Origin of the sequence: Shewanella psychropiezotolerans (genome assembly GCF_007197555.1) — a bacterium.
Lineage (GTDB): Bacteria > Pseudomonadota > Gammaproteobacteria > Enterobacterales > Shewanellaceae > Shewanella > Shewanella psychropiezotolerans.
Genome location: NZ_CP041614.1, coordinates 2,189,757 through 2,213,952, shown reverse-complemented (window position 1 = coordinate 2,213,952; position 24,196 = coordinate 2,189,757). Strand labels below are relative to the sequence as shown.

Sequence of the window (24,196 nt, the reverse complement as noted above, 5' to 3'; positions counted from 1 at the left end):
GGCATCTTTAAACACGAAGCTTTGTTGGTTTGTTCTCTCGCGGCTAAAGCCGCTCCTACAACGAATACAAGCTGCCCTTGATCTTCCAACGAAGCATCATATCAGCCCCACCAGCGCAGCATCATCTCAGCTCCACCAAAGTAGCGTCCGCCTAGGATCTTGTTTAGAACGACACCTGCATATATCCGCCGGTGGGAATTTCGGTGTCGTAGGCCAGACCGTGGAATTGATTATCTAATAGCATCTTCTTGTGTTCCGGTTTACATGAAACGATACAGAGCCGCTCTCCAGGCATTAAAGTTCTGAATTGGGCACTAGGGTGCCCCCAATCCAGAATGCCTAACTGGAGGGAGTCAGGAAGGGCTAAGGGGGTTAATCCTTGTTGATTTCGAATGTAGCAGCGAAGACCATTACCGGCTTGAGCAATCGATGCCCTGTATTGAGTCAGCTCGATGACAACATAGACAATGTCGATACAAATATCTAATCCAGACTTAGTCATACGCTCGTTAAGATAACTCAGCATATTGTATGGCTCGATAATCGCTTGGGTCGTACCATTTCGATATAACTTCAATTTTTGGTTAACGAAGCTCTTGAGCAGAACACTGGCAAATGCCGCCCGATTATCTTGAGGATGAAAATGGGCCATATACATCACAAGATGGTTATCACCGACATTTACGGTATCAATGAAGTAAGCGCTGACCTCATCGGATTTATATAAGCTGTAGTCAACCTTGGCGGTTAAATAGTTTATCTGAGAGGGAGGGAATAACTGCTGTTGTACGCTCTTGGCAGCTTGTTCATTTTGCTCTAACAGCACCAAATTATCCTGAAGCTCTTGATAGGATAGCTCTTCTAAATCTTCTAAATGTACTTCTTTGGACACATTAGATTCTAAACATTGTTTTATGGCATTTTCGATCAGAAATAGATCCGATACTGGCTTAACCAGATAGTCACTGGCACCCAGACGCAATGCTTCGACCACATCGGCCATCACTTGATTGCCGGAGATAACTATAGAGGGGGTATCTGGCTTGAGCTCAGACATCTTCTTCAACATGTCTAGGCCTCCCATGATAGGCATGCTCAGATCGGCAAGCACTATATCGAATGCATACTGCTTAAATTTATCTAGTCCCTGTGCACCATCATTCGCCTCAATGACCTTAGCTCCACGACTGTTGAGAAAGGTGGCAACGATTCGGCGAAAAACAGGATCGTCTTCGACAAGTAATATAACTAACTCTTCTAGCGCCATCTATGGTCCTTTTAGAAGGCTCTGGCTACTATACCGAGTAGAAACTAGTAGTTTTTGAGTCTTCTCTTAATCTAACTCCTGCATATATTCATCGAGCAAATCATCTTCATCTTGATCTACCGGAACATCTCCATCATACACTTTATAATCCATATGTTGAAAATAAGCTTCTTTGACAAAAGTATATGGATCCAATGCATTATCGACTAAGCGTTCTTGATCGATGGCAGCGGCTCTTCTATGCAGATTTTTCAGCCCCCATTTAACGAGTGACTGCCACATTGTAAGCTCTGATAATGGAAAGTATAGATCATCGACCCAGTCTGAGGCGAGTTCACGGGTCACATAAGGCCCGAGAAAAGGTGCCATAAAATACGGACCGTTAGGAACCCCATAATAACCAAGCACTTCATTAAACTCGTCTTGTTTACGTGGCAGACCCATCATATCGGCCACATCGATGACACCTAACAGACCTAATGTAGTATTGATCGTAAAACGGCCACCGGCATTGGCAGCCCATCCCCACTTACCCTGTAAGGTATTGTTAACCATGGAACTGGGTTCTTCAAAGTTCGTTACGAAGTTATTGATGCCGGTTTTTACCGGTCTTGGTACATAATCCTTATATCCATGGGCAACTGGACGATAAAAGTACCTATCCATAAACAAATAGTTGAAGTCCCACATGGCTCGGTTAAATCCTTCAAGTGGATCTCTGTCATCATTATAAAGAACAACCACTTGATCTTGGCTAGACGGGTTTACAGCCAATACTTCAGGTTGGGAATTATTGCCTTGCTCGGTGGCTGATTCTGTAGCAAACACTAATCCATGAATTCCATGATTCAGACCAAGTGCCACTACGACCGATGCTATCCATTTTAACTTCATATTTCTCTCTTCGATAATGCAACTGAATCCTTTTCAGCTTCGACATAAAACTAAAGACACATCGAAATATGTCGATAACCAGATGTAGCCAGTAAAAATTTTCTACACCTGTTAATAACTAGACTTGTGAGTATGATTTTAGTTACAAGATCGCTAAGGATACTTAGCAATAAAAATAGATCAAACTTAAATTCAAAAAAAGTGTAAATTTTAATGATCAATTCTGGGAGTTCTCGATGTCTGACCCATTAAGCTCAGTACCTAAAGCAGGGGCTACGCTGTCTAAAACACAAGTTGAAAATCGGCAAGCTCAAACAACCCAGGGCTCATCGCTTCCTCGCGCTCACAATCAAGAAGTCCTAGACCCAAAAGTACTAAAACAAGATGCACTGACCCAAGATGTACTCAACCGCGAGGCACTAAGGATATCATCTACGAGTCAAGCAAATGTAAAATTAACGCCAACTACAGCAGAGATACAAAGTCTAGCTCTTAAACCTGCCACAATACAATTTTCGCCAAAAACTGATCATCTCTCTGTAGATGGGAGCAGATATTTAGTCTCATTTTCATCGATAAAACATAGACAAGTGGCCGCTGTCGCAACGAGTTACCAGCTAGTCGCCAGTCAACAAGTTTTAGACTTACCATCTGCAGTTACCGGCGATAAAGGTAGACTTGGAGATACTATAAATACGGCGACGACTTCTGGCTCTTCGGTTATCGACAGTAGGCTAACGGCAAACTCACAACACGGGCTTTATCAGAATCAGATAAAGAACATATTACTCGCTCTGGGCAAGTCCGTTAGCATTGCACTACCGATAGCGCTAAAGCAGCGTTTGAATCAACAAGGCTTAGATATCCAGCAGATGAAAGTCTTGAGTAGCAGAGCTCAGGGCTATCCGTTACCTATGACTCAATTAAGTAATAACAAGCTTATTTTTTCAAACGGTACCAGCGTGCCTATTTCAAATATGACTGTATCTGAGATCGCCAATAACGCTCAGTTTAATCAAGCCAAACCAAACCCGTTAAGTGTCATCCCAAGCATTCATTACCAGAACAAACATTGGTTACTGACGCTAAGCCCCGTGATAGATGAGCTACAGATCAAATTAACCCCTGAAACGACCAAGAATCCAACTACCCCCATTAAGGGGGAGCAGATAGTGCTCGCCAAGCCTGAAATAGGCAACATCTATACCCAGCTCTTTAAAATGTTAAGCCAAGCTTCTATGGACAATTCACAAGGGCCCGGTAAATCAGCCTTACCTCCAGAGTTGCAGACTGAGCTGAAGAGTAACCACTCACAGACATTAGCGGTTGCTAACAGTAAAAAGCAGCCATCGGTACAAGCCTCTGACGAGACAACCAACAAACAACTAAGTAAAGAGGCAGGTAAAGTTCAGAGCACAGAACTAAATAAAGTTCTGAGTAAAGAGACTCATAAAGCAATAGACCTAACCAGCACGACTTCAACCTCCAGTGTTAAAACAACCAAGACCGAGCCTGATACTATACAGCCTAGTAAACAAAATATGATGCAAGTATCAATTCAAAAAGCCTACGGAAAATTCAGCGGTAAACAGGCTGTAGTAGAAGCTACAACTAAGCCTGCAAACAGCCTTTTAGCTAACCTAACCAAGCTACTGCCGCAGCTGCGGCCCTTATCCCTGAATGCCTTAGCGTTACCCAGTACCATAAAAGACGAGCTCTCAGCAATAGCGAGTCTTCACTCTCAAGTCAACCCTCTGTCTATTTCTGCTAGTCCCTTGACTCATATCAACTCCATCGGTCTTCTTTTCCAGTTACTCCTAGGGGTCAAGGCTAGTCATGCCAGCGGCAATACAGACAAGCTCAGTGGGCCGGCGCAAAAGTATTTGCAAAAGCTGCAAGCTCAACTCGGGGGAAGTACTTCACTGCTGAATTTGTTAGACAAGGCCGGAGCAACTGAGGCCCTGGGTAAATTGTTCTCAAACTTGAGTCTTTATTCGCAAGCGAGTAATGACACAGGTACTCAAGTAAATTGGTATTTCACCCTACCCTACTCACTCAATCAACATCAGGAAGCGTTAGAAGGACACCTTAGTGAAGACAAAGATGACGACGATAACCCTAAGGCGAATAGCTGGCGCCTTCAACTTAAATTCAACTTAACCAAGGGGCCACTGTTAATACAAGCTCAAGTTACAGATAACAGAATAAATATGACCTTCAATGGCAGTAACGACACACTCTTAAAGAAGATAGATGCGCTATTACCACCGTTAATGAATAAGCTATCAGATATTGGCTTCACGCCAGATAGAATAGAAACTAAGCTGACGAAAGTACCCGCAAGCTTACTACCGGGTGAACATTTTTTAGTTAAGATCAAAGCTTAATGAACCCATTTAAAAAATGGTATTAAACAGATCGTTAAATAGGAACCGAAAGCAAAATGAATGACGATAAAGAAGAAGCCAAAGAGGACGGTGCTGCTCAAGCCAAAACCGAACGAGAAGCCGTAGCTTTAAGTTATGACGGCCAGCAAGCTCCTGTGATCACTGCCACGGGAAAGGGAGTTGTCGCCGATGAGATAATCGCACTAGCCAAAGAAGCCGGCGTACATATCCATAAAGATGCTCACTTGAGCGATTTTTTACAGCGCTTGGAACTCGGTGAAGAGATCCCAAAACAGCTATACCTGTTAATCGCTGAATTAATCGCCTTTGCATATACTTTGGATGGAAAATTTCCCGAGCAATGGAACAACATGCATCAGAAGATCCTGGAAGAGGTTTGACGAGCGAAGATGGGATTAAAACAAAGATGATTTAACAGCAAAGACGACGCCAGCTTCGCAAGCTGTTTGACGGGCTATGCCCTGGTAAAGCTGAGATGATATTTAAATCTAAGATGACGGCGGAGCCTGGAAAGGCACAGACTATATTAATACAAAGACGACGCCAACCAGTTGGCTAGAAAAGATTCTCGCCTTCTCTGTAGGAGGGTGCTTTAGCCCCGATGGCTTGTGGGTTTATTCTCTCCCGGCTAAAGCCGGTCCTACAACTGACAATCGGAGCGTCTTCTTAGCCCTACCCTTTCCCATGTAACCGAATGATGAGCTCTGCTTCCGCCTTTGGTAGCTCACATTCTTGAATCAGTTCATCTATGCTGGCGCCTAAATCAACCATCTTCATCGCTCTCGAATAGAGTCTTGCTTGAGGGTCTTGTTGATTCACTTCATCAAGCCTGGCGTCTTGCTTCGATGTACGCTTTTCAAGCTCCAACATCCGACGCCCAACACCTATTGTGCCACTTCTTAACTCTTGTAATTCACGTTTGACGGTTTCACGCTGACGATCACTTTCTTTTATTAGCAAGGTCAAGGCTTCAACTTTCACACGCAACTTACTCGTTTGCTTCTGTTGATACAAGACAAGGCCAAGACAAGCAATCACGTATACTAAAGCTGCGATTAAAATTCCATCACTGATCATGAATGAGACTCTTAAATAGGGTAGGTATTCCCAATGCCTACTAACCAGACATTGGGAATTCAATAGACATTAAACTTGTGACACTTCCATCCATTCTTCATCTGATAAAAGTTTGTCAAGATCAACCAAGATGAGTAGTTCATTTTCTCGGTTACTCACACCTTGGATAAATTTAGCACTCTCTTCGGTACCGACATTCGGAGCACTATCAATTTCAGAAGCGCGTAAATAAACCACTTCAGCCACACTGTCTACTAAAATACCTATCACTTGCTTCTCGGCTTCGATGATCACGATTCGGGTCGAATCATCAACATCGGACGAAGCCAATCCAAAACGTGAACGTGTGTCGATCACTGTGACGACATTACCTCTAAGGTTGATAATACCAAGTACATAATGAGGAGCCCCTGGCACAGGCGCAATCTCGGTATATCTCAACACTTCCTGAACCTGCATCACATTGATACCGTATGTCTCGTTATCGAGTCTAAAGGTTACCCACTGCAACACTTCGTCATCTTTATTTACTGCTACTGCTACATTATTTGCGTCTGACATATCTACCTCAACCAACAGGGTCTTGACTACTTAAACCTGAATTTAATAACTCTATCAGTGCATGTACATGTAAAATGCCACACATCTGCTCTCTTACCACTCCAGCTAACCAAGGACGCTTACCCGCATTACTTCGCCAATTGACCGCTGATTTCTTAATTTTTACTGCATTGACCAATGATTCACAAGTCAATCCCCAGTTACTATCTTCTAATAATACAACATATTGATAATTTACGGTTTCAGCTAATGCACTATCATACTTTTCCGGCATAACCCAAGCACAAGTATCGACGACATTTAACTGTGATCCCCTGTGAGCTTGCACACCTTTATACCAATCGGGTCGACCCATGATGTGATTAACTCGCTCTAACTTAACAATCCCACCTAAGCTAACCAAGGGCACGGCTAAAGTTAATCCAGCTACCTTAAAGAATAGTACCTGAAACTCATCATCGAGGGTTTCCAGCAGATCTTTTGTGACTTTTGGCGGAGTCACGGCAACCAGCTGCTGAATCTCTACTTCTTGTATAATTTGAGGCTGAATTTTAGCTTTGGCTTCAACCTGTGTTTTAACTTTGGCTTTAGCTTCAATTTGTACTTTAACTTTTACTTCAGCAGGTACTTCAACTTTAGTCTTAAAGACGGGTGCCAGTAACTGCTCCAAGGCCTGTTTATCTAGCTGAGGCTCAATCTCTTTCAGCTTAGGTTGAGTCAATATTGAAACTGCAGGACTGAGCTCGGCAACCTTAGCTTTACTAGGAAATATCTCTTCTTGACGAAGATGACTTATTCGCTCTTTACCAAGTACGATTGTTTCTCTGCTATTTACTCTACCTTGGTTAGAAGCAACTGAAGCGATCTTAGCTTTAGCTTCATTAGAGGTCAGTTTTGCAACGGCTCCTTGATCACGCTCAGCTTCAGTTTGCTCTTCAACTTCTGTGAGCAAAATATTAAAGTAATCGAATACGGCTTCATCAACTAAGCTTGACATGAGATAACGCCCCAACAAGCAGATAGTCTAGTAACCTTTCGTATGCTTTTACGCCACGACTATGGACAGCATAATGTGAAGCAGGAAGATGGGCCAAACTGGCATCCCTAAATTTAGTATCTATTGGAATAACATCCGGCCATAAGTGTTCACCATACTCTTCTCCTAAATGTTTAAGCGCTGAAGAAGAGGCTCTGGTACGCCTATCGTACATGGTCGGAACTACGGTAAAACTGTATTTGGTCTTCTTAGAACGTCCCATCAAGATCATGGTTTTTATCATGCGGTCGAGTCCCTTAATCGCAAGGAACTCAGTCTGTACCGGGACAATAATATGCTCACTTGCCGCGAGCGCATTGACCATTAACACCCCTAATACAGGCGGGCAATCGATCAAGGCGATGTCATAATCATCTTTTACCAAATCTAAGGTTTTCTTTAAGATGAGCCCCATACCTTCCTGATGTCCGAGGGAGCGGTCTATTGTCGCTAGCGCCATGGTCGATGGGAGAAGATCGATCCCATCTACGGCTGTGGAAATAATATGTTGCTTTACTAACTCTGCACTTAACTCCTTGTGGGCTAAAAACACATTATAGAGAGAGCCGGGTACTTCCTCAGAATCGATACCCAGATAATAACCCAGTGAAGCATGAGGATCGGTATCTATCATCAGTACACGTTGGCCACGTTTGGCGAGAGAACCGGCCAGACTGGCAACCGTAGTCGTTTTACCGACCCCACCCTTTTGGTTCGCGATTGTCCAGACTTTCAATAAAATCCCCTAACATTTACTGATAACGACATTCTAATTATTCTCTCGCGTCGTCACTCTAATTCCGCCATGAGGTAAGCTGATAACCTTTACGCCATCTTCATCGACTGAAAGTGTCGCCCCCTTAGGCAAGGTGTCGGCAGCATTCGATAACGTCTCACCGAAGTCATCTAAGCTTAAATCATTCGCGATCAAACTAATAGCTTGTTCGACTTGCTCGGGTGGCTGCTTGTGAGTTCCATCACTCGATTTGGCTCTTAGTCCAGAAGGACTCTGCGCCAAAGGCACTTGTTCCAAAGATTTGGGTACTGAAAACTGAGTATTGTCCTCATCAGCTAACACTCGTTGAGAGGCAACAGGACTGTCCGCTTGAGCTTCAGTGCTGTTAACGCCGGGACCCACTTCCAATGTCACCTTTTCACCTTGCTTGACCTGAGACAGTAATGCCTGAGTCGCTTCCGGGTGCTGTGCCATCCAAGTAGCAAGGGCTTGAGCTTGCTCATCGGGTACCATAAGTAACACCTGGCTTTGTTGTAATCGCTCAACTTCTAACAGTAAAAGTTCATTCTTATGACGAATATCAAGATAAAGAGAGCTTGAAACAAATACAGCGAGTGTAAGCAAAAAAATGATCAGCAAAGAGGAGGTGCTTAGCTTCCTCTGCGACTTAGCCATTACCTGACTCTCGAATTATCGAATCAGCCATATCCTCTAAGCCTATCGACAATGTCGACAGCCCAGCCGCAGCAACCGCTTGTGGCATGCCATAAACCACACAACTAGCCTCATCTTGAGCCCAGATTGTTGCACCTGCGCTCTTGAGCATGCGTGCACCTTCTCTGCCATCGGCTCCCATGCCAGTTAACACCACGGCTAAGGTATCTCGCCCGGCAATTTTTGATGCAGAAGCAAAAGTAATATCGACACTCGGCTTATAATTCATATCGGCGCTGCCGGCGAGCACTTTAAGCCTGCCATAAGCGCCACCTCTTTCTAACATCATCTGCATGCCGCCAGGCGCGAGATAAGCCGTACCAGGTTTCAGCTGATCTCCCGATTGCGCTTCTTTGACGTCAATCTTGCATAATCCGTTCAGCCTACTGGCAAATGCCGGGGTAAATGCCGCTGGCATATGCTGAATTAGCAAGATGGGGTGAGGGTAGTTAGCAGGTAATTTAGTTAAGATTTTCTGTAAAGCAACTGGGCCCCCTGTCGAGGTACCTATCAGTAACAGTTTATATTTTTTACCCGAGGCCCGCACTAGACTGGCAGTCCTTGGGCTAGTGGCTGTCTCTTTGACGCCACGCACAGATGTAGATAAACCGCTAGTCAATTTAGCTTTTGTGCTAGGAGAACTCGGTGTACTTGGCCGCGCTATCGGCCTGTATATGCGCCGACGACCTAAGGTTTTTATGCGTTGCTGCAGCAATAAAATCGCATCGTCTTTATTGGTGGCAATATCTTCGAAACGTTTAGGCAAGAAGTCTAATGCCCCGGCTTCTAGGGCATCGAGTGTCGCTTTCGCACCATCATGGGTCAACGATGAAAACATCAAGATTGGCGTTGGTGTCTTGGCCATAATCTCACGCACTGCGGTGATGCCATCCATGACGGGCATCTCGATATCCATAGTGATGACTTGTGGCTTAAGCTCTGCTGCTAACTTAACGGCATCTGCTCCGTTCACAGCGGTACCTATCACCTCTAAATCAGGATCTTTAGTCACTATTTCACTGACTCTTCGACGAAAAAAACTAGAATCGTCGACTATGAGAACTTTAATGCCCATTCAAATTCCTATACTGCTTATTTTATTTATTTTTTTGCGTAATGCTTAAGTAAGCCAGGTACATCTAAGATCAATGCAATACCACCATCTGATGTGATGGTAGCCCCAGCCATACCAGGAGTACCATGCAACATGGTACCAAGAGGCTTGATAACGACTTCTTCTTGGCCAATTAATGAATCCACAACGAAACCTATCTGTTTGGTGCCTAACTGGACGATAACCACATGACCATTGGCCTTATCACCGTGCTTCAAATTAGACGGCACTCGACTCAACCAATGCTCTAGATAAAAGAGGGGCACCGCCTTCTGTCGTACAATCACAGTCAATTGGCCATCGACGATATTGGTCTTAGTCAAATCGAGATGGAATATCTCACTGACACTCGACAGTGGTAAGGCGAACACTTGAGTGGCGACTTCTACCATCAAGGTCGGCATGATGGCTAAGGTTAAGGGAACCTTGATCTCTAATACTGTCCCTTTACCTTTTAAAGAATCGATATGAATAGTCCCGTTCAGCTGAGCAATACGGGTTTTAACTACGTCCATACCGACACCACGGCCGGAAATATCAGAAATCTCGACTTTAGTGGAGAACCCAGGGGCGAAGATGAGGTTATAAGCCTCTTGATCGGACATCCTGGCAGCCCCTTCCTCATCGAGTACGCCGCGAGTTATGGCGATTTCTTTGAGCATTTTAGGATCCATACCGGCACCATCATCCTCAATTTTAAGCAGGATATGGTCGCCCTCTTGGCTCGCCGAGAGTGTTATCGTACCAGTTCTGGATTTACCACTTGCCTCACGTTCAGCTGGCATCTCGATACCATGGTCCACTGAGTTTCTCACTAAGTGAACCAGAGGATCGGCTAAAGCCTCGACTAAATTCTTATCTAAATCTGTGTCTTCACCTATCATGGTGAGAGTAATATCTTTGTTCAAACTACGGGCAAGATCTCTCACAACGCGCGGGAAGCGACCAAAGACCTTCTTGATCGGCTGCATGCGGGTCTTCATCACCGCGCCCTGCAGATCCGCCGTAACCAAGTCAAGGTTAGCTAACGCTTTTGACATCTCTTCATCATCACGGGAAACACCTAAGCTCAGTAAACGATTACGTACCAATACGAGTTCGCCAACCATATTCATGATCTGATCGAGTCTGGCAGTATCTACACGTACGGTTGTTTCAGCCTGAGGCATATTGGCTGGCGCTGACTTAGCGACCGCTTTTTTCTCTGGCACAGCGGGTTTGGGTGCGGCTTTGGCAGCAACAGGATTGGCTGCAGGAGCCGCTGGCTTAGCCACTGGCATAGATTTTTTGTCAGCTGGTGTTGGAGCCGCACCTCCTACATTGGGTCCGCCACCCGCGCCATGAAGTTCATCGAGTAGCTTTTCAAATTCGTCATCAGAGATATCATCAGAATCTACAGCTGGGGTGGCATCAACAACACTCGCGCTCGATGCTTTCTTCTCAATTTTACCCGATCCATGTAATTCATCGAGTAAAGATTCGAACTCATCATCTGTAATGTCATCGGATTGGCTCGGTGCTGGCACGCTAACTTCAGCTTGCTTAGTTGCAGATGGGCTTTTACCACCATGTAACGCATCGAGCAGCGCCTCAAACTCATCATCATTGATTTCATCTATCCCACCTTCGCCAGCAATACTCGTTGTCTGCTGAGGAGCGGAATCAAACAATTCTATACCTGAATCATCCGCGAGTGGCGTCTCATCAAATAGTTCAATTGACGCGTCACTGGGCGCGGCGGCAGTAGGAAGTGGAGTACTTGAGCTCAGTGATTTCAAATTAGCCAACAAAGTCGCATCTACAGGCTCTTGCTGCTGTCCAGCCTTCGTCTGCACAAACATAGCGTTGATGGCATCAACCGCCTGTAGAATAATATCCATCAATTCGGCAGAAACTTCTCGTTTGCCGGTTCTCAGCAGATCGAAGGTGTTTTCAGCTTCATGGCAAACATCGACCATTGGAGACAAGCTAAGAAATCCCGCTCCACCTTTGACAGTGTGAAAGCCTCGAAAAATTGCATTAAGCAACTCCGAGTCATCGGGGTTATTTTCTAACGTGACTAACTGTTCAGATAAAAGCTCTAAAATCTCACCGGCTTCGATCAAAAAGTCTTGCAGTATCTCTTCATCAACATCGAATGACATTAATATGGCTCCTAATTAAAAACCCAAACTCGACAGCAGATCATCAACTTCATCTTGACCTGTGACGACATCGTCACGTTGTTCAGCGTTCATGATTGGCCCTTCGGCCTCGACACTGCTGTCGATGATTGTCGGATTTTCACTGACGGGTTGTTCACCGAATACCGTCAGCATCGAGACTAAATTATTTTCTACTTCACGGACGAGATCGATAACCCTTTTTATCATCTGCCCGGTTAAATCCTGAAAATCTTGGGCAAGTAAGATTTGGTTTAACAGATCTTTCAAACGGATCGAATCTAATTCACTGCGCTCGACAAATTGTTGAACGTCGTGACACAAGGTTTTAAATTCGCTCAGCTCAATTTCACGTCTCATAAGACGATCCCAAGCAGGTTTAACCGATTGGATATTGGTCGTGAGTGCATTAGCTAAAGGCAGGCATTCTTCAACGGCATCCATGGTTTTATTCGCGGCTTGCTCAGTCATATCTATGACATAATTTAACCGCTCTTTAGCATCCGGAATCTCTGTACTGGTTAGCTCAACCAGTCGATCGTCAACCTGAAAATCGACGATCGCGCTATGAAGCTGACGCGTGAGCCTTCCTACCTCGTCAAACAGTTCCTTTTGAATAGGCGCAGCAATATCTCTGATTAAATCGTCAGCGAGCGACTGCTCGCCTTGAGTCAGCAAGTCTACAAGCTTATTTGCCTGCTCTAACGAAATGAGCCCTGAAGTATTCACCTGCATATCACAACCTTGGTTAGCCGAGTCGTTCAAAGATTTTGTCTAACTTCTCTTTCAATGTCGCTGCCGTAAAGGGCTTAACAACATAACCATTAACCCCGGCCTGAGCCGCGGCGATGATCTGTTCCCTCTTAGCCTCTGCAGTTACCATCAATACAGGGATATTTTTCAATTCATCATCTGCACGAATCGCTTTTAAAAGATCGATTCCTTGCATACCAGGCATATTCCAATCGGTCACAACAAAGTCAAAATCGCCTTTCTGTAACATAGGTAGTGCTGTCGAACCGTCATCTGCTTCTTGAGTATTGTTAAAACCCAAGTCTCTTAACAAGTTCTTGATGATACGTCTCATTGTTGAGAAATCATCAACAACGAGAATCTTCATATTCTTGTCCAAAGTTTCCTCCGCGGAGCTCTTAATTATTGCTCATGTAATCGTTATTTTTTTGTCCAATGCTTAAGTTTAGCTTTTAGTCTGAGCATTGCCTGACTTAATATCTGGCTAACCCGTGACTCACTAACCTCTAGAATGGCCCCAATCTCTTTTAAATTTAAAGCTTCATCGTAATAAAGCGACAAAACCAGTCCATCTCTTTCAGGTAATAACTTAATTGCTGCTACTAGTGCAGAATGAAATTCATCTTCTGCAATCGCTTCATAGGTATCGTCCTTAACCCCATCATCGTGACTAATAACATCGACCGAAACGCCTAAATCTTCAATGCCAATTATTTTCCCTACTGAAACATCATTTAAAATATGATGATATTCATCTAAGGTCATGTCCAGTCTTCGAGCTATCTCGTCATCTTTAGCATCTCTGCCAAGTTCCTGTTCAAGCTCATCGATAACCTGAGCGACTCGTCTCTGGTTTCGATGCACAGATCTCGGCACCCAATCCCCACGACGTATCTCATCTAGCATAGACCCACGGATTCGAATACCCGCAAAAGTCTCAAATTTAGCCCCTTTGTTATCGTCAAACTTCGATGAAGCTTCGAGTAGCCCCATCATGCCTGCTTGTAGTAAATCGTCTAGTTGCACCGATGCAGGTAAACGAGCGAGTAAATGGTGAGCTATTTTTTTTACAAGCGGTGCGTATTGTTCAACGATTAAAGCCTTATTATCTAAACAAGTATACGCAGAGGCTTTACTCACTCGTTCTATCCTCTTGATACTCAGGTCGCTGTACTAAACGCTCAACAAAGAACTCTAGATGGCCTCCAGGTTGCTGCGGTATAGGCCAACTAATGACTTTATTCGCTAAACCATGGTAAGCAATCGTTGCTGGCGATTTAGGATATGCTTCAACGATTAATTTCTGCTTACGTACCGACTTTCGTAAATTCTCATCAAATGGAATGGTAGCAACTAATTCAAGTGCAACATCCAAAAATCGATCGGTAACTTTACTAAGCTTAGCAAAGAGTTCCATCCCTTCCCGTAAACTTCGCACCATATTGGCGACTATTTTAAAACGGAAGACGCCATGTTCCCTGCTAAGTATCTTAATTAGCGCATAAGCATCAGTAATCGATGTAGGTTCATCGCAAACCACAACCAGTACATCCTGAGAGGCTCTGGAAAAACTCAGTACCATATCGGAAATGCCAGCTGCGGTATCGACGATGAGTATGTCGAATTGCGTTTTCATCTCACTGAAAGCCCGAATTAACCCGGCATGTTGTGCCGCAGACAATTCAACCATGGCTTGTGTACCCGAAGTGGCAGGAATAATTCCAATCCCCTTAGGTCCACGCACTATGATATCGTCTAAATCGGTTTCACCAGATAAGACATGGGATAAATTACGTTCGGCGCGCAGGCCAAGCATGACATCCACGTTGGCCAGACCTAAGTCGGCATCCAAGACGAGTACACGCTTACCTTTCTCGGCTAACGCAACGGCGGTATTGATGGCAACACTGGTTTTACCCACACCTCCTTTACCACCTGACACGGCTATTACTTTTACTTTTTCGTTATAAGGTTGATTCATCATACGTAAACCACTTGCTTGATCCCGACTCATTGCTTTACTCAAATGCATAGGCCCTTTCATCTGACCGTTCACTATTTCTGACTGCTGGTTTATTATCTAACACCGACAGCGCTTTGTTTGCTAGCGCGAATGTATCGGCCACTTGCATATCTTCTGGAACTCTTTGCCCATCAGTCACATAACTTAATGGTAACCCACTTTGTATCAAAACACTCAATGCTGGGGCTAAGGAAACGGATTCATCTAATTTCGTCAGTATCGCACCGGATAATGGTATTCGACTGAATTGTGTCACCGCTTCTTCTAAAACTCTTCTTTGACCTGTAGAGGACAGTACCAGATAACTGCGTATAGGTAATCTGCTATTTGCAGCTAAATTATCAAGTTGCTGGAATAAACGCATGTCTCTTTGGCCCATTCCTGCTGTATCTATCAATACTAGCTTGCGATTACGGAATTGATACAGTATTTGTTCCAACTCATTGAGGTCATGAGCCTGCTTAACCGGACATCCCATTATTTTGCCATAGGTTGCCAATTGCTCAAAGGCTCCAATGCGATAATGATCGGTTGTGACCAAAGCAACATGCTCAGCACCGTGATGCGCTGCGTATCTGGCGGCTAATTTCGCTAAGGTTGTTGTTTTACCTACACCCGTTGGCCCGACAAAGGCCACCACACCGCCTTGGCGCACTATATCATCACCTTGATTATCCAACATATTGGCTAAGCTACGAGGCAATGCTCTCACGAGATCAGCTGGTGTATAGTGCTCGCTCAATTCAGAAAGCTTTTTTGCCACCGTCGGGGAAAATTCAGCATCCAACAATTTAGTTTCTAACATGGCACCAACTGGGTCAAGCCGGCTTTTCTGCTCACTCATCAAGGCGGTGACTTGATGAGTCAACAAACTTCTCAAGGACGCCAGTTCTTCACGCATCATCTCAAGCTCAGGACTAGGTTTCCCCTTCGTCTCATGTGAAGGTTTATTTGAATAATTCTGCGTCTCAGGTGACGATTTAGCAAGCGACTGTGGTGCCTGCAAACCTTTTGCCCATTCAGGCATGTCCAATTCTTCACTCTTGTGCTGAGAAACGTGTTGTTCGACCCTACTCTGCTGCCGCTCTAATAATGCCTGGAGCGAATCGGCCGCAGGTGCTGGCTTTACTCTAGCTTCAGAGCGAACAGGTCGCTTGAGACCGAGGGAGATTTTCTCTTCGGCAAGATCCATAAAAGTGGAAGACAATGCTGGCTTTTCTGCAATTAGCGCCTTAGGTTTAGGCTCATCATAATCCACGGCAGCGACGATCTCTATTCCACCTGTGACCTTTTTATTCGACATTATCACGGCATCCGAGCCTAAGGTATCTTTAACCTGAGCCAATGCCGTACGCATATCTTTTGCTAAGAAACGTTTAATTTTCACTTATATGCCCTCTACTGACCCACGGCAGAAACAATTCTAATTTGCTTCTCATCGGGTACTTCCTGATAGGAAATCACCCTTAGGTTAGGAATCGTGTGCTTTACAAATCGAGAGAGAGTCGAACGTAACATGCCCGATGTGAGTAATATAGCAGGTTGCCCCACCATCTCTTGCCTTTGTGTTGCATCTTCTAAAGACTTTTGCATCCGTTCGGCCAAGCTAGGTTCGATGTTTGGCCCCTCTCCTCCCGTCGCTTGCATTGACTGATGCAACATTTGTTCCAACTCTGGCGCCAAAGTAATGACGGGGATCTCTGTTTCCGGCCCGCTGATCTCCTGGACAATCATTCGTTTAAGAGATATACGTACGGCAGCGGTCAGTACTTCGGTGTCGGCACTCTTGGGACCGTACTCGAGCAATGTCTGTACTATTGTCCTAAGGTCGCGAATCGAAACACCTTCGTTGAGTAAGTTTTGCATGACTTTAACCACAGTTCCCAAGGGCATAACGTCAGGTATGAAGCCATCGACTAACTTAGGAGAATGTTTGGCCAACATATCCATAAGCTGCTGAACTTCCTCATAACCGAGAAGCTTAGCCGCATTATTAGTTAATAGCTGACTCAAGTGAGTCGCCACGACCGTTGCTGCATCTACCACGGTATACCCTAAGGTTTGCGCATGCTCTCTAAGCTCTGGGGCTATCCAAACCGCATCTAAGCCAAAGGCAGGATCTTTCGTCTCTATGCCATCGAGTTTGCCATACACCTGGCCTGGATTGATGGCGAGTTCACAGTCATGTCTTATCTCGGCTTCACCGGACGCAACTCCCATCAAGGAGATACGATAAGTATTTGGAGACAGATCTAAGTTATCGCGAATATGCACCGCAGGTACCAAAAAGCCAAGCTCTTGGGATAGCTTCTTACGCACCCCTTTTATCCTGCCTAGCAACTCGCCGCCCTGGCCTTTATCGACCAAAGGGATTAGCCGATAACCGACTTCTAATCCTATGGTATCGACATGCTGAACATCATCCCAGCTCAGCTCCTTCGGTTTAGCGGCTGCCTTATCCGCAGCAGGTTTTTTCGCAAGCGCCAGGGACTCTTCACGCTCCTGCGCTTGTTTTTTATATAAAAAATAAGCTACTGAACCGACAACTAATGCCAGAGAGATGAAGGCAAAATGTGGCATGCCAGGCACTATCCCCATAATAAACAAGACACCAGCAGCAATCGCTATTGACTTAGGGTTGTCAAGCATCTGCGACATCATCATCTGGCCCATGTCACCGGACTCGTTCTGACGTGTGACCATCAATGCCGCAGCAATTGAGAGTAAAAGGCCGGGGATCTGGGCAACCAGTCCATCACCTATGGTAAGAAGAGTATAGATCTCGACCGCAGAAGAAAAATCCAGGTCATGCTGCACCATGCCGATAACGAATCCACCCAAGATATTGATCACCATGATCATGATCCCGGCAATTGCATCACCTTTAACAAATTTAGATGCACCGTCCATTGCCCCGTAAAAATCGGCTTCCTTGGTGACTTCGGCGCGCCTATCTCTTGCCTGTTCTTGGTTTAACACGCCAGCATTCAAGTCGGCATCGATAGCCATCTGCTTACCTGGCATGGCGTCTAAGGTAAAGCGAGCACTAACTTCTGCTATACGCCCAGCACCTTTGGTGACCACGGCGAAGTTAATGATAATAAGGATTAAGAATACTACCAGGCCAACGGCATAATTTCCGCCTATCACAACCGATCCAAAAGACTCAATCACTTTACCGGCAGCATCACCACCGTTGTGTCCTTCGAGTAAGACGATACGAGTCGATGCCACATTGAGCGCGAGGCGCAGTAAGGTCGCAATAAGCAACACACTGGGGAAAGCGGCGAAATCTAATGGTCTGTCGGTGTAAATAGCCACCAGTAACACCACTAAGGCCAAAGCTATGTTAAATGAGAACAGAATATCTAGCAGGAATGGTGGCATAGGCAATATGATCATGCCTAACGCAGCGAGAACAAACAAAGGCGTGCCTAAGCCTTTAAAACTCGAAGGTTTTATTTGTTTCAGTTGACCCAGTCGTGCTTTAACATCCATTCAAGAAATCCAAACTTTTGACATCTAGCTCTAACAAAGCAATTTTTGAGCCAAGTAGTGGAAATAATTTCCGTCATTAATAACTAAGTTATCAATAATGTTTTTATTTTATAAGTCAGCACTATACCGTTAGACTGACGTTAAATGAATGCCTGATGATTTAACTGAATAAATTTACAGCAGAAATACACTATATAACCAACATTGATTGGGTTTTACCGAGAAATCTAGCTTAGGTACATGGCCAGGAGATATCGGATACGGAGAAAACACTCGGTATCATTAATATTTTAAATCCTTAGGTATGGGCTGTTTAAGCGGAATAGCCGTTGGCCTTCGGCCTCCATGTTGTTGGTATTGACGTAACTGGAATACATAAGCTAAAACCTGAGCGACGGCGGTGAATAGTCCCTCAGGGATCTCTTGATCTATTTTAGTCGTATGATATATGGCGCGGGCCAGAGGCGGAGCAGAGATAATAGCAATCTCATGTTCACGGGCTATCTCTCTAATCTTAAAAGCAATTTCATCGACACCTTTTGCCAGCACATAGGGCGCCGTCGACTTCATGGCATCGTATTTCACCGCGACAGCATAGTGCTCCGGATTAACGACGATAACATCGGCATTGGGAACTTCTGACATCATACGTCTCTGAGCCACCTCCCTTTGCATCTGCCTTATCTTACCTTTGACCTCAGGCTTACCCTCAGTGTCCTTATATTCATCTTTGACTTCCTGCTTGGTCATCTTGAGTTGCTTTTTGTGATTCCAGATTTGAAATGGCACATCGATAACCACGATGAGTATGGTAGATGAGCACAGCAAGATGAACATCCAAACTAATAGATCCAGCGCCCGGTATACATTCCCAGGAAGATGATCCCGAGACAGGGCCAAGATATCATTAAAGTAGAAGTTCAAGAGAAAGTATGCGGATAATGCGACAACCGAAAACTTAGCGATACCTTTGGTCAACTCCACAAGGGCTTGCACGCCAAACATTCTTTTAAATCCTTTCATAGGATTCATCTTCTCAGTTTTCGGCATAAATGCCTTGGTAGAGAAGGTGATACCGCCTAAAACGATATTACCTATGAAGGCTACTAAAGCGATGACAAATATCAGGCTGGCCATGGGAAAGGCAAGCTCTCGCCCTATCATGCTCCAAACCAAAACCATCTGATTGGTGTCAAAAATTTGTTCCCTGTCCATGGTGAACAAGGTGGTCATTATGGTGACTAAGCTACTGGCAATACTTGGGCCGACCATGGCAAAACCGACCGCGGCCGACATCAAGACCGCCGAGGTTCCCAGCTCTTTGGAGCGTGCAACCTGGCCTTTCTCCCGGGATTGTTCTAATCGCCTGGGGGTGGCCTCTTCGGTTTTCTCTTGGCTACTGTCATTTTCAGCCATGAACTAGCACTCCATTAGGTAGACTCTGCAGGCGCTCAAGTTGAAACATCAAAATGTCCCATCGGTATTACATTGAAGTTTCACTATATCGCATAACAATAACTGGGCTGACGTCCACACCTCACCAAAGTGCTCCATTATAGGGGTCAAGGTTAACCACAAGATCACTAAACCACTCACCATGGTCACGGGAAAACCTATGGCGAAGATATTCAGTTGGGGTGAAGCTCGGGTCATGACACCGAATGACAGGTTAATCAGCAAAAGCGCAACGATAGGTGTGATAGACATGGTCAATGCTGCACCAAACATATAGCCCCCCCACTCGGCCAACATTCTATAACTTGTGATACTCAGACCTTGATCCGATATGGGAATAGTCTCAAAACTCATCACTAGCATTCGGATCATCACCAAATGACCATCGACAGCGAGGAAGATCATGGTGGTTAACAGTAAGAATAAGTTACCAATCACAGGAGTTTGTTGACCGGAAGAGGGATCGACCATAGAGGCAAAACCTAAACTTGTCTGCATGCCTATGATTTGGCCTGTGAGCACAAAGGTTTGCATCACCAGCAAGGTAACAAATCCCATGGCTATGCCAATTAGGAGTTGTTGCAAGGTGATAAAAATCGCAGACGCCGCAAATAGCGCTACATTTTCCACTGGGGGTAAAACCGGTGCAATGGCAAAGGTAATCGCCATCGATAACAATAATCTGACTCTGGCAGGTGTGGTATTAGCCCCAAACACGGCCATAACCATAAACATGCTAGACACCCTAAACAGTGGCCACATGTAAGAGGCTATCGTGTCCATTATGGTCGCCATTAGAATATCCATCGTGGCTAGCCTATTTGACTCATTGTATTAGTCTCTTGAATAAATAGGTCTTTCATCATCCTATAACCTGGGGGATCATATTGACCATCCGTACAAAAAATTCCATCATGGTTTGGATCAAGGTATGACCCAGAAACATCAGGGCAAACAAGGTCGTCAATAAACGAGGTAGAAAACTCAGGGTTTGTTCGTTAATTGAAGTTGCCGCTTGAAACACCGCCACCACGAGTCCGATGACGAGTCCAGGCACGATTATCAGCGACACGATGGTCACTATGACTGAGAGCGCCTCACGGAAGATGTCGACCAATGATTCAGGATTCATAAACCCACCTAAACACCGAAGCTATTGGCTAGAGTTCCCATCACCAGGCTCCAGCCATCGACGAGCACAAACAACATGATCTTAAAAGGAAGTGAGACGATCATGGGAGATAACATCATCATACCCATAGCCATCAAGATACTGGCTACCACAAGATCCAATACCAGGAAAGGAACGAATAACATAAACCCAATCTGAAACGCAGTCTTTAACTCGCTGGTGATAAATGAGGGAATTAACACGCTCATGGGCACATCTTCGGGTGAGTTAATGTTCTGATAACCCGAGATTTCGATAAATGTGTCGAGATCCGTCACCCGAGTTTGGGCCAACATAAAGGTCTTGATCGGCTCTTTGCCAATATTGAAAGCCTGCTCAATATTCATGGTTTCAGCTATATAGGGTTTAACTGCTTCATCATAAATTTTGTCGAACACAGGCGCCATGATAAAGAAAGTCATAAACATACTTATGCCAATAAGCACTTGGTTTGACGGCGTTTGTTGTAAACCGATCGCTTGTCTTAGAATCGACAGTACCACTATGATGCGCGTGAATGAGGTGAGCATGATAATCATGGCAGGCAGAAAGCTCATTGCCGTCATTAACAGCAATATCTGCATAGTCACAGAGTATTGAGTCCCACCATCGGGAGTCGTGGTCACAGTCAACGCAGGTAAGACACCATCAAGGGCGAATGCACCTGGTGATATCAGCAACAGACTCAAGATGAATGAAAATGATAATAGCTTCATCATTAATTCGTCTTAGCTTGGCGTAATCGTTCAGCAAAGGACTCAGTCTCTATGCTGATGGGGGTGTCTAATTTATCTATGACCTGTATTTGCTGGGCCGTCACACCGAGTAAATATTGCTGGCCACCCACCTCGAGTAATACCACCTTCTCTTTCTGCCCCAATGGCATAACCGCCAAGGTCTTCAATACATTGTGGCTAGATGGCGCTAATTTCAAGCGTTTAACGATATAGGCCAACACAAAAATGAGGGCGAGCACAACAATTAACCCACCCAACATATTGGTCATTGTCGAGATTGCCGATCCCTTATCTGCAGTTGAGGCGACGGTAGGGGAAACCGCTAATCCACTTATAAACAACGAGTTAATCATATCTACCTTATTTTAACTTCTTAATACGCTCGGTTTGGCTAATGACGTCGGTCAGGCGGATACCAAACTTATCATTCACAACCACCACTTCACCATGGGCAATCAAGGTGCCATTCACCATCACATCCAGAGGCTCACCGGCGACGCGATCTAATTCCACCACCGAACCTTGGTTGAGTTGGAGTAAGTTACGAATACTGATAAAGCTACGACCAACTTCCATCGATATGGTCACAGGGATGTCCATGATGGTATCGAGTCTTGCCGCTTCATCGGCAGACAAGGCCTGGCTTTCATCAGTCAGCTCATCAAGCTCGACAGCCTCAGCCTCAGCCTCAGCTTCCTCTATCGCTTGCTCAGCCATTGCTTCAGCCCAATCGTCACCTGTATCTTCTGTACTCATGATTATTACCTTAACTACTTAATTTAGCTTAATACCTTAGCAATTTAGTTCCTTGACTAAGATAGGGTTTATAAATCAGAAATGTCTTTACTCTTATTCTTACGCGTCACTAATTGCAACTCCGATTTTACTGTTTCCGGTCGTGGGATTTTCTCGGTAATCCGCAAAGCTAAATTGTCTCTAGCCTTGCCTAACTTACACCTATAAGTAGGTAGATCTTCGACCCGCAGGACGATATGCTCAGGCAAATCGACTGGAATAATATCGCCAACTTTAAAGTTCATCACATCTTTAAGGGTGATCTCTTGATCCACTATGGTGGCATCTAAACCCACCTTGATGTCCATGATCTCGTCTTTTAATGCCAAAGACCAGCGTTTATCCGTATCTTGAGTATCACTCTGCACACCGGCATCGAGCAGTTCACGTATCGGCTCTATCATGGAATACGGCAATGTGATATGGAAGTCTCCCCCACCGCCATCCACTTCGATATGAAAAGAGCTGACCACGACCACTTCGGTGGGGCTGACTATGTTTGCCATCGCTGGGTTAACCTCTGAATCAAGGTACTCAAATTCGACATCCATCACAGGCGCCCAAGCATCTTTATAGTCTTCGAAGATTATTTTTAGCAATAACTGAACGATGCGTCGTTCCGTTGGCGTAAATTCTCGACCTTCAATCTTGGCATGAAAGCGGCCATCGCCACCGAAAAAGTTATCCACTAAAATGAAAACTAATCTTGCCTCCATGGTAATGAGCCCCGTTCCTTTGAGCGGACTAAATCTCACCATATTCAGGCTGGTCGGAACAAAAAGAGTGTGAACATATTCACCAAACTTGAGCATCTGCACGCCATTGATCGAAACTTCAGCCGCTCGGCGCATCATATTAAACATACTGATGCGCAAGTGCCTGGCAAACCTTTCATTCACTATCTCTAAGGTCGGCATTCTTCCGCGAACGATACGATCTTGAGAAGAAAAGTCATAGGAGCGGGCGTCAGCCTCCCCCTGTTCATCTTCATCTTCATCTACGTCATCTACACCATGCAGTAACGCATCAATTTCGTCTTGGCTTAATAGATCACTCACAATAATGCCTTTATTAAACAAAAATAGGGAAACGTGCTAACTCATACAAGCGCGACTTGAAGCCTGGTTAGCAAAAATCAAAAAACTAAAAATTATTCTTGGTTCGTTCTCATGCACTACTGCATGACGAAACCGGTAAACAGGACTTTTTCAACGACTTTACGCCCTGTCACAGGTTGTAGCGTATTCTGCACATTGAGTAAGGCCAATTGACGCATCTCGTCTTTACCGGCAAGGGTACTTAGCTTTTGAACATCGGCACTGCTAAACGTCGTCAGTAGTGCATCTTCAATCAAGGGGATGTGTTTCTTAATTAACACATCATCGTCAGCACCACGCACCATCAACTGAACCTTGATCTCTACCAGCCTCGAGCGGTTTGCCCCCGGCAGGTTAAACAAAAATGGTCTGGGCATTCCCACATAGAAAGCTTCGCCTACATTCATCGGCTCTTGAATTTCTTCGGTGCCATCAGCATTTTCACTGTTTGCAGAGCTGTCGCTTGACCCCATGAAAAACCATAAAGCTCCAGCAATAACTAGCACTAATACCAGGCCGATAACGCCGAAAATAATCAGTTTCGTCTTACTTTTCGGCTGTTCATTTTCTTCGAGCTCTAAGGATTCTTCTTCGGCCATTTGATTTCCCTTTTAGGCTTAAATCTGCTGCTATATTTCTATAATAGACCAAGGGGTAATGTCTTTTTACCCATCAAGGATCTAATTTTGCTATAGATT

Annotated in this window: 25 protein-coding genes; 2 read left to right on the top strand and 23 right to left on the bottom strand. The window is 44.8% G+C overall.

Features of this window, described 5'->3' with window-relative positions:
* Window positions 1-163: 163 nt before the first annotated feature.
* On the bottom strand, window positions 164-1,267 hold the full coding sequence (locus FM037_RS09895) for a response regulator (protein WP_144045869.1): 1,104 nt from the start codon (window positions 1,265-1,267) through the stop codon (window positions 164-166).
* A 66-nt stretch (window positions 1,268-1,333) separates the two neighbouring features.
* The gene (locus FM037_RS09890) at window positions 1,334-2,161 is read right to left on the bottom strand and encodes an MlaA family lipoprotein (RefSeq protein ID WP_144045868.1); all 828 of its coding nucleotides are present in this window, start codon (window positions 2,159-2,161) and stop codon (window positions 1,334-1,336) included.
* A 236-nt stretch (window positions 2,162-2,397) separates the two neighbouring features.
* Here FM037_RS09890 and FM037_RS09885 point away from each other — a divergent pair, with 236 nt between their 5' ends.
* Together FM037_RS09885 and FM037_RS09880 are read left to right on the top strand one after the other, a co-directional pair.
* Window positions 2,398-4,548 (top strand): hypothetical protein, encoded by a 2,151-nt coding sequence (locus FM037_RS09885; RefSeq protein WP_144045867.1) that lies wholly within the window; start codon window positions 2,398-2,400, stop codon window positions 4,546-4,548.
* 56 nt (window positions 4,549-4,604) lie between these two features.
* Window positions 4,605-4,949, top strand: a complete 345-nt coding sequence (locus FM037_RS09880; RefSeq protein WP_144045866.1) for an EscU/YscU/HrcU family type III secretion system export apparatus switch protein — start codon at window positions 4,605-4,607, stop codon at window positions 4,947-4,949.
* Window positions 4,950-5,241: 292 nt separating this feature from the next.
* Here the strand turns inward: FM037_RS09880 and FM037_RS09875 are convergent, their stop codons facing one another.
* The 21 genes from FM037_RS09875 to fliL form a co-directional block, all read right to left on the bottom strand.
* On the bottom strand, window positions 5,242-5,646 hold the full coding sequence (locus tag FM037_RS09875; RefSeq protein WP_144045865.1) for a DUF2802 domain-containing protein: 405 nt from the start codon (window positions 5,644-5,646) through the stop codon (window positions 5,242-5,244).
* A 69-nt stretch (window positions 5,647-5,715) separates the two neighbouring features.
* Window positions 5,716-6,207 carry a chemotaxis protein CheW gene (locus FM037_RS09870; RefSeq protein WP_144045864.1) on the bottom strand — a complete coding sequence of 164 codons (492 nt, stop codon included), beginning with the start codon at window positions 6,205-6,207 and terminating at the stop codon, window positions 5,716-5,718.
* Between the two features lie 7 nt (window positions 6,208-6,214).
* On the bottom strand, window positions 6,215-7,204 hold the full coding sequence (locus FM037_RS09865; RefSeq protein ID WP_144045863.1) for a chemotaxis protein CheW: 990 nt from the start codon (window positions 7,202-7,204) through the stop codon (window positions 6,215-6,217).
* A complete protein-coding gene (locus FM037_RS09860) occupies window positions 7,188-7,979 on the bottom strand; it encodes a ParA family protein (RefSeq protein WP_144045862.1) in 792 nt (263 codons plus the stop codon). Before FM037_RS09860 ends, FM037_RS09865 begins: the two co-directional genes overlap by 17 nt.
* Before the next feature lie 33 nt (window positions 7,980-8,012).
* Entirely contained in the window at window positions 8,013-8,654 is a 642-nt protein-coding gene (locus FM037_RS09855) for a hypothetical protein (protein ID WP_144045861.1), read from the bottom strand.
* A complete protein-coding gene (locus tag FM037_RS09850) occupies window positions 8,647-9,768 on the bottom strand; it encodes a protein-glutamate methylesterase/protein-glutamine glutaminase (RefSeq protein ID WP_144045860.1) in 1,122 nt (373 codons plus the stop codon). The genes FM037_RS09855 and FM037_RS09850 overlap by 8 nt, the downstream gene beginning before the upstream one ends.
* A gap of 26 nt (window positions 9,769-9,794) precedes the next feature.
* Window positions 9,795-11,951: a chemotaxis protein CheA gene (locus FM037_RS09845; protein WP_144045859.1), complete on the bottom strand. Its 2,157-nt coding sequence runs from the start codon at window positions 11,949-11,951 to the stop codon at window positions 9,795-9,797.
* Window positions 11,952-11,966: 15 nt separating this feature from the next.
* The gene (locus tag FM037_RS09840; RefSeq protein ID WP_144045858.1) at window positions 11,967-12,704 is read right to left on the bottom strand and encodes a protein phosphatase CheZ; all 738 of its coding nucleotides are present in this window, start codon (window positions 12,702-12,704) and stop codon (window positions 11,967-11,969) included.
* Window positions 12,705-12,717: 13 nt separating this feature from the next.
* Window positions 12,718-13,101, bottom strand: coding sequence for a chemotaxis response regulator CheY (gene cheY, locus FM037_RS09835; protein WP_012324268.1), 384 nt, complete (start codon window positions 13,099-13,101; stop codon window positions 12,718-12,720).
* Window positions 13,102-13,142: 41 nt separating this feature from the next.
* Entirely contained in the window at window positions 13,143-13,862 is a 720-nt protein-coding gene (locus FM037_RS09830; protein WP_144045857.1) for an RNA polymerase sigma factor FliA, read from the bottom strand.
* A complete protein-coding gene (locus tag FM037_RS09825) occupies window positions 13,855-14,736 on the bottom strand; it encodes a MinD/ParA family protein (protein ID WP_144048911.1) in 882 nt (293 codons plus the stop codon). The genes FM037_RS09830 and FM037_RS09825 overlap by 8 nt, the downstream gene beginning before the upstream one ends.
* 4 nt (window positions 14,737-14,740) lie before the next feature.
* Window positions 14,741-16,132 carry a flagellar biosynthesis protein FlhF gene (gene flhF, locus FM037_RS09820; protein ID WP_144045856.1) on the bottom strand — a complete coding sequence of 464 codons (1,392 nt, stop codon included), beginning with the start codon at window positions 16,130-16,132 and terminating at the stop codon, window positions 14,741-14,743.
* 11 nt (window positions 16,133-16,143) lie between these two features.
* Complete coding sequence (gene flhA / locus FM037_RS09815) at window positions 16,144-18,243, bottom strand: flagellar biosynthesis protein FlhA (RefSeq protein WP_144045855.1); 2,100 nt, start codon at window positions 18,241-18,243, stop codon at window positions 16,144-16,146.
* A gap of 282 nt (window positions 18,244-18,525) precedes the next feature.
* Complete coding sequence (gene flhB, locus FM037_RS09810; protein WP_144045854.1) at window positions 18,526-19,659, bottom strand: flagellar biosynthesis protein FlhB; 1,134 nt, start codon at window positions 19,657-19,659, stop codon at window positions 18,526-18,528.
* A gap of 48 nt (window positions 19,660-19,707) precedes the next feature.
* On the bottom strand, window positions 19,708-20,505 hold the full coding sequence (fliR, locus tag FM037_RS09805) for a flagellar biosynthetic protein FliR (RefSeq protein WP_144045853.1): 798 nt from the start codon (window positions 20,503-20,505) through the stop codon (window positions 19,708-19,710).
* A gap of 55 nt (window positions 20,506-20,560) precedes the next feature.
* Window positions 20,561-20,830, bottom strand: a complete 270-nt coding sequence (gene fliQ / locus FM037_RS09800) for a flagellar biosynthesis protein FliQ (protein ID WP_144045852.1) — start codon at window positions 20,828-20,830, stop codon at window positions 20,561-20,563.
* A gap of 8 nt (window positions 20,831-20,838) precedes the next feature.
* A complete protein-coding gene (gene fliP, locus FM037_RS09795) occupies window positions 20,839-21,585 on the bottom strand; it encodes a flagellar type III secretion system pore protein FliP (RefSeq protein WP_407695660.1) in 747 nt (248 codons plus the stop codon).
* Between the two features lie 2 nt (window positions 21,586-21,587).
* Window positions 21,588-21,959 (bottom strand): flagellar biosynthetic protein FliO, encoded by a 372-nt coding sequence (gene fliO / locus FM037_RS09790; protein ID WP_144045850.1) that lies wholly within the window; start codon window positions 21,957-21,959, stop codon window positions 21,588-21,590.
* 7 nt (window positions 21,960-21,966) lie between these two features.
* Window positions 21,967-22,362 carry a flagellar motor switch protein FliN gene (gene fliN, locus FM037_RS09785; protein ID WP_144045849.1) on the bottom strand — a complete coding sequence of 132 codons (396 nt, stop codon included), beginning with the start codon at window positions 22,360-22,362 and terminating at the stop codon, window positions 21,967-21,969.
* Window positions 22,363-22,430: 68 nt separating this feature from the next.
* On the bottom strand, window positions 22,431-23,459 hold the full coding sequence (gene fliM, locus FM037_RS09780) for a flagellar motor switch protein FliM (protein WP_144045848.1): 1,029 nt from the start codon (window positions 23,457-23,459) through the stop codon (window positions 22,431-22,433).
* A gap of 116 nt (window positions 23,460-23,575) precedes the next feature.
* Window positions 23,576-24,097: a flagellar basal body-associated protein FliL gene (fliL, locus tag FM037_RS09775; protein ID WP_144045847.1), complete on the bottom strand. Its 522-nt coding sequence runs from the start codon at window positions 24,095-24,097 to the stop codon at window positions 23,576-23,578.
* Window positions 24,098-24,196: the final 99 nt, after the last annotated feature.

Coding starts and splice junctions, on each gene's coding strand:
- FM037_RS09855 (WP_144045861.1), bottom strand. CDS start 8,654: ATGGCTAAGTCGCAGAGGAAGCTAAGCACCTCCTCTTTGCTGATCATT.
- fliL (WP_144045847.1), bottom strand. CDS start 24,097: ATGGCCGAAGAAGAATCCTTAGAGCTCGAAGAAAATGAACAGCCGAAA.
- FM037_RS09870 (WP_144045864.1), bottom strand. CDS start 6,207: ATGTCAGACGCAAATAATGTAGCAGTAGCAGTAAATAAAGATGACGAA.
- flhA (WP_144045855.1), bottom strand. CDS start 18,243: ATGGATGTTAAAGCACGACTGGGTCAACTGAAACAAATAAAACCTTCG.
- FM037_RS09890 (WP_144045868.1), bottom strand. CDS start 2,161: ATGAAGTTAAAATGGATAGCATCGGTCGTAGTGGCACTTGGTCTGAAT.
- FM037_RS09880 (WP_144045866.1), top strand. CDS start 4,605: ATGAATGACGATAAAGAAGAAGCCAAAGAGGACGGTGCTGCTCAAGCC.
- FM037_RS09885 (WP_144045867.1), top strand. CDS start 2,398: ATGTCTGACCCATTAAGCTCAGTACCTAAAGCAGGGGCTACGCTGTCT.
- FM037_RS09825 (WP_144048911.1), bottom strand. CDS start 14,736: ATGAGTCGGGATCAAGCAAGTGGTTTACGTATGATGAATCAACCTTAT.
- fliP (WP_407695660.1), bottom strand. CDS start 21,585: ATGAAGCTATTATCATTTTCATTCATCTTGAGTCTGTTGCTGATATCA.
- FM037_RS09865 (WP_144045863.1), bottom strand. CDS start 7,204: ATGTCAAGCTTAGTTGATGAAGCCGTATTCGATTACTTTAATATTTTG.
- flhB (WP_144045854.1), bottom strand. CDS start 19,659: ATGGCTGAAAATGACAGTAGCCAAGAGAAAACCGAAGAGGCCACCCCC.
- fliO (WP_144045850.1), bottom strand. CDS start 21,959: ATGATTAACTCGTTGTTTATAAGTGGATTAGCGGTTTCCCCTACCGTC.
- fliN (WP_144045849.1), bottom strand. CDS start 22,362: ATGAGTACAGAAGATACAGGTGACGATTGGGCTGAAGCAATGGCTGAG.
- FM037_RS09840 (WP_144045858.1), bottom strand. CDS start 12,704: ATGCAGGTGAATACTTCAGGGCTCATTTCGTTAGAGCAGGCAAATAAG.
- FM037_RS09875 (WP_144045865.1), bottom strand. CDS start 5,646: ATGATCAGTGATGGAATTTTAATCGCAGCTTTAGTATACGTGATTGCT.
- FM037_RS09895 (WP_144045869.1), bottom strand. CDS start 1,267: ATGGCGCTAGAAGAGTTAGTTATATTACTTGTCGAAGACGATCCTGTT.
- fliQ (WP_144045852.1), bottom strand. CDS start 20,830: ATGAATCCTGAATCATTGGTCGACATCTTCCGTGAGGCGCTCTCAGTC.
- fliR (WP_144045853.1), bottom strand. CDS start 20,505: ATGGATATTCTAATGGCGACCATAATGGACACGATAGCCTCTTACATG.
- FM037_RS09845 (WP_144045859.1), bottom strand. CDS start 11,951: ATGTCATTCGATGTTGATGAAGAGATACTGCAAGACTTTTTGATCGAA.
- FM037_RS09850 (WP_144045860.1), bottom strand. CDS start 9,768: ATGGGCATTAAAGTTCTCATAGTCGACGATTCTAGTTTTTTTCGTCGA.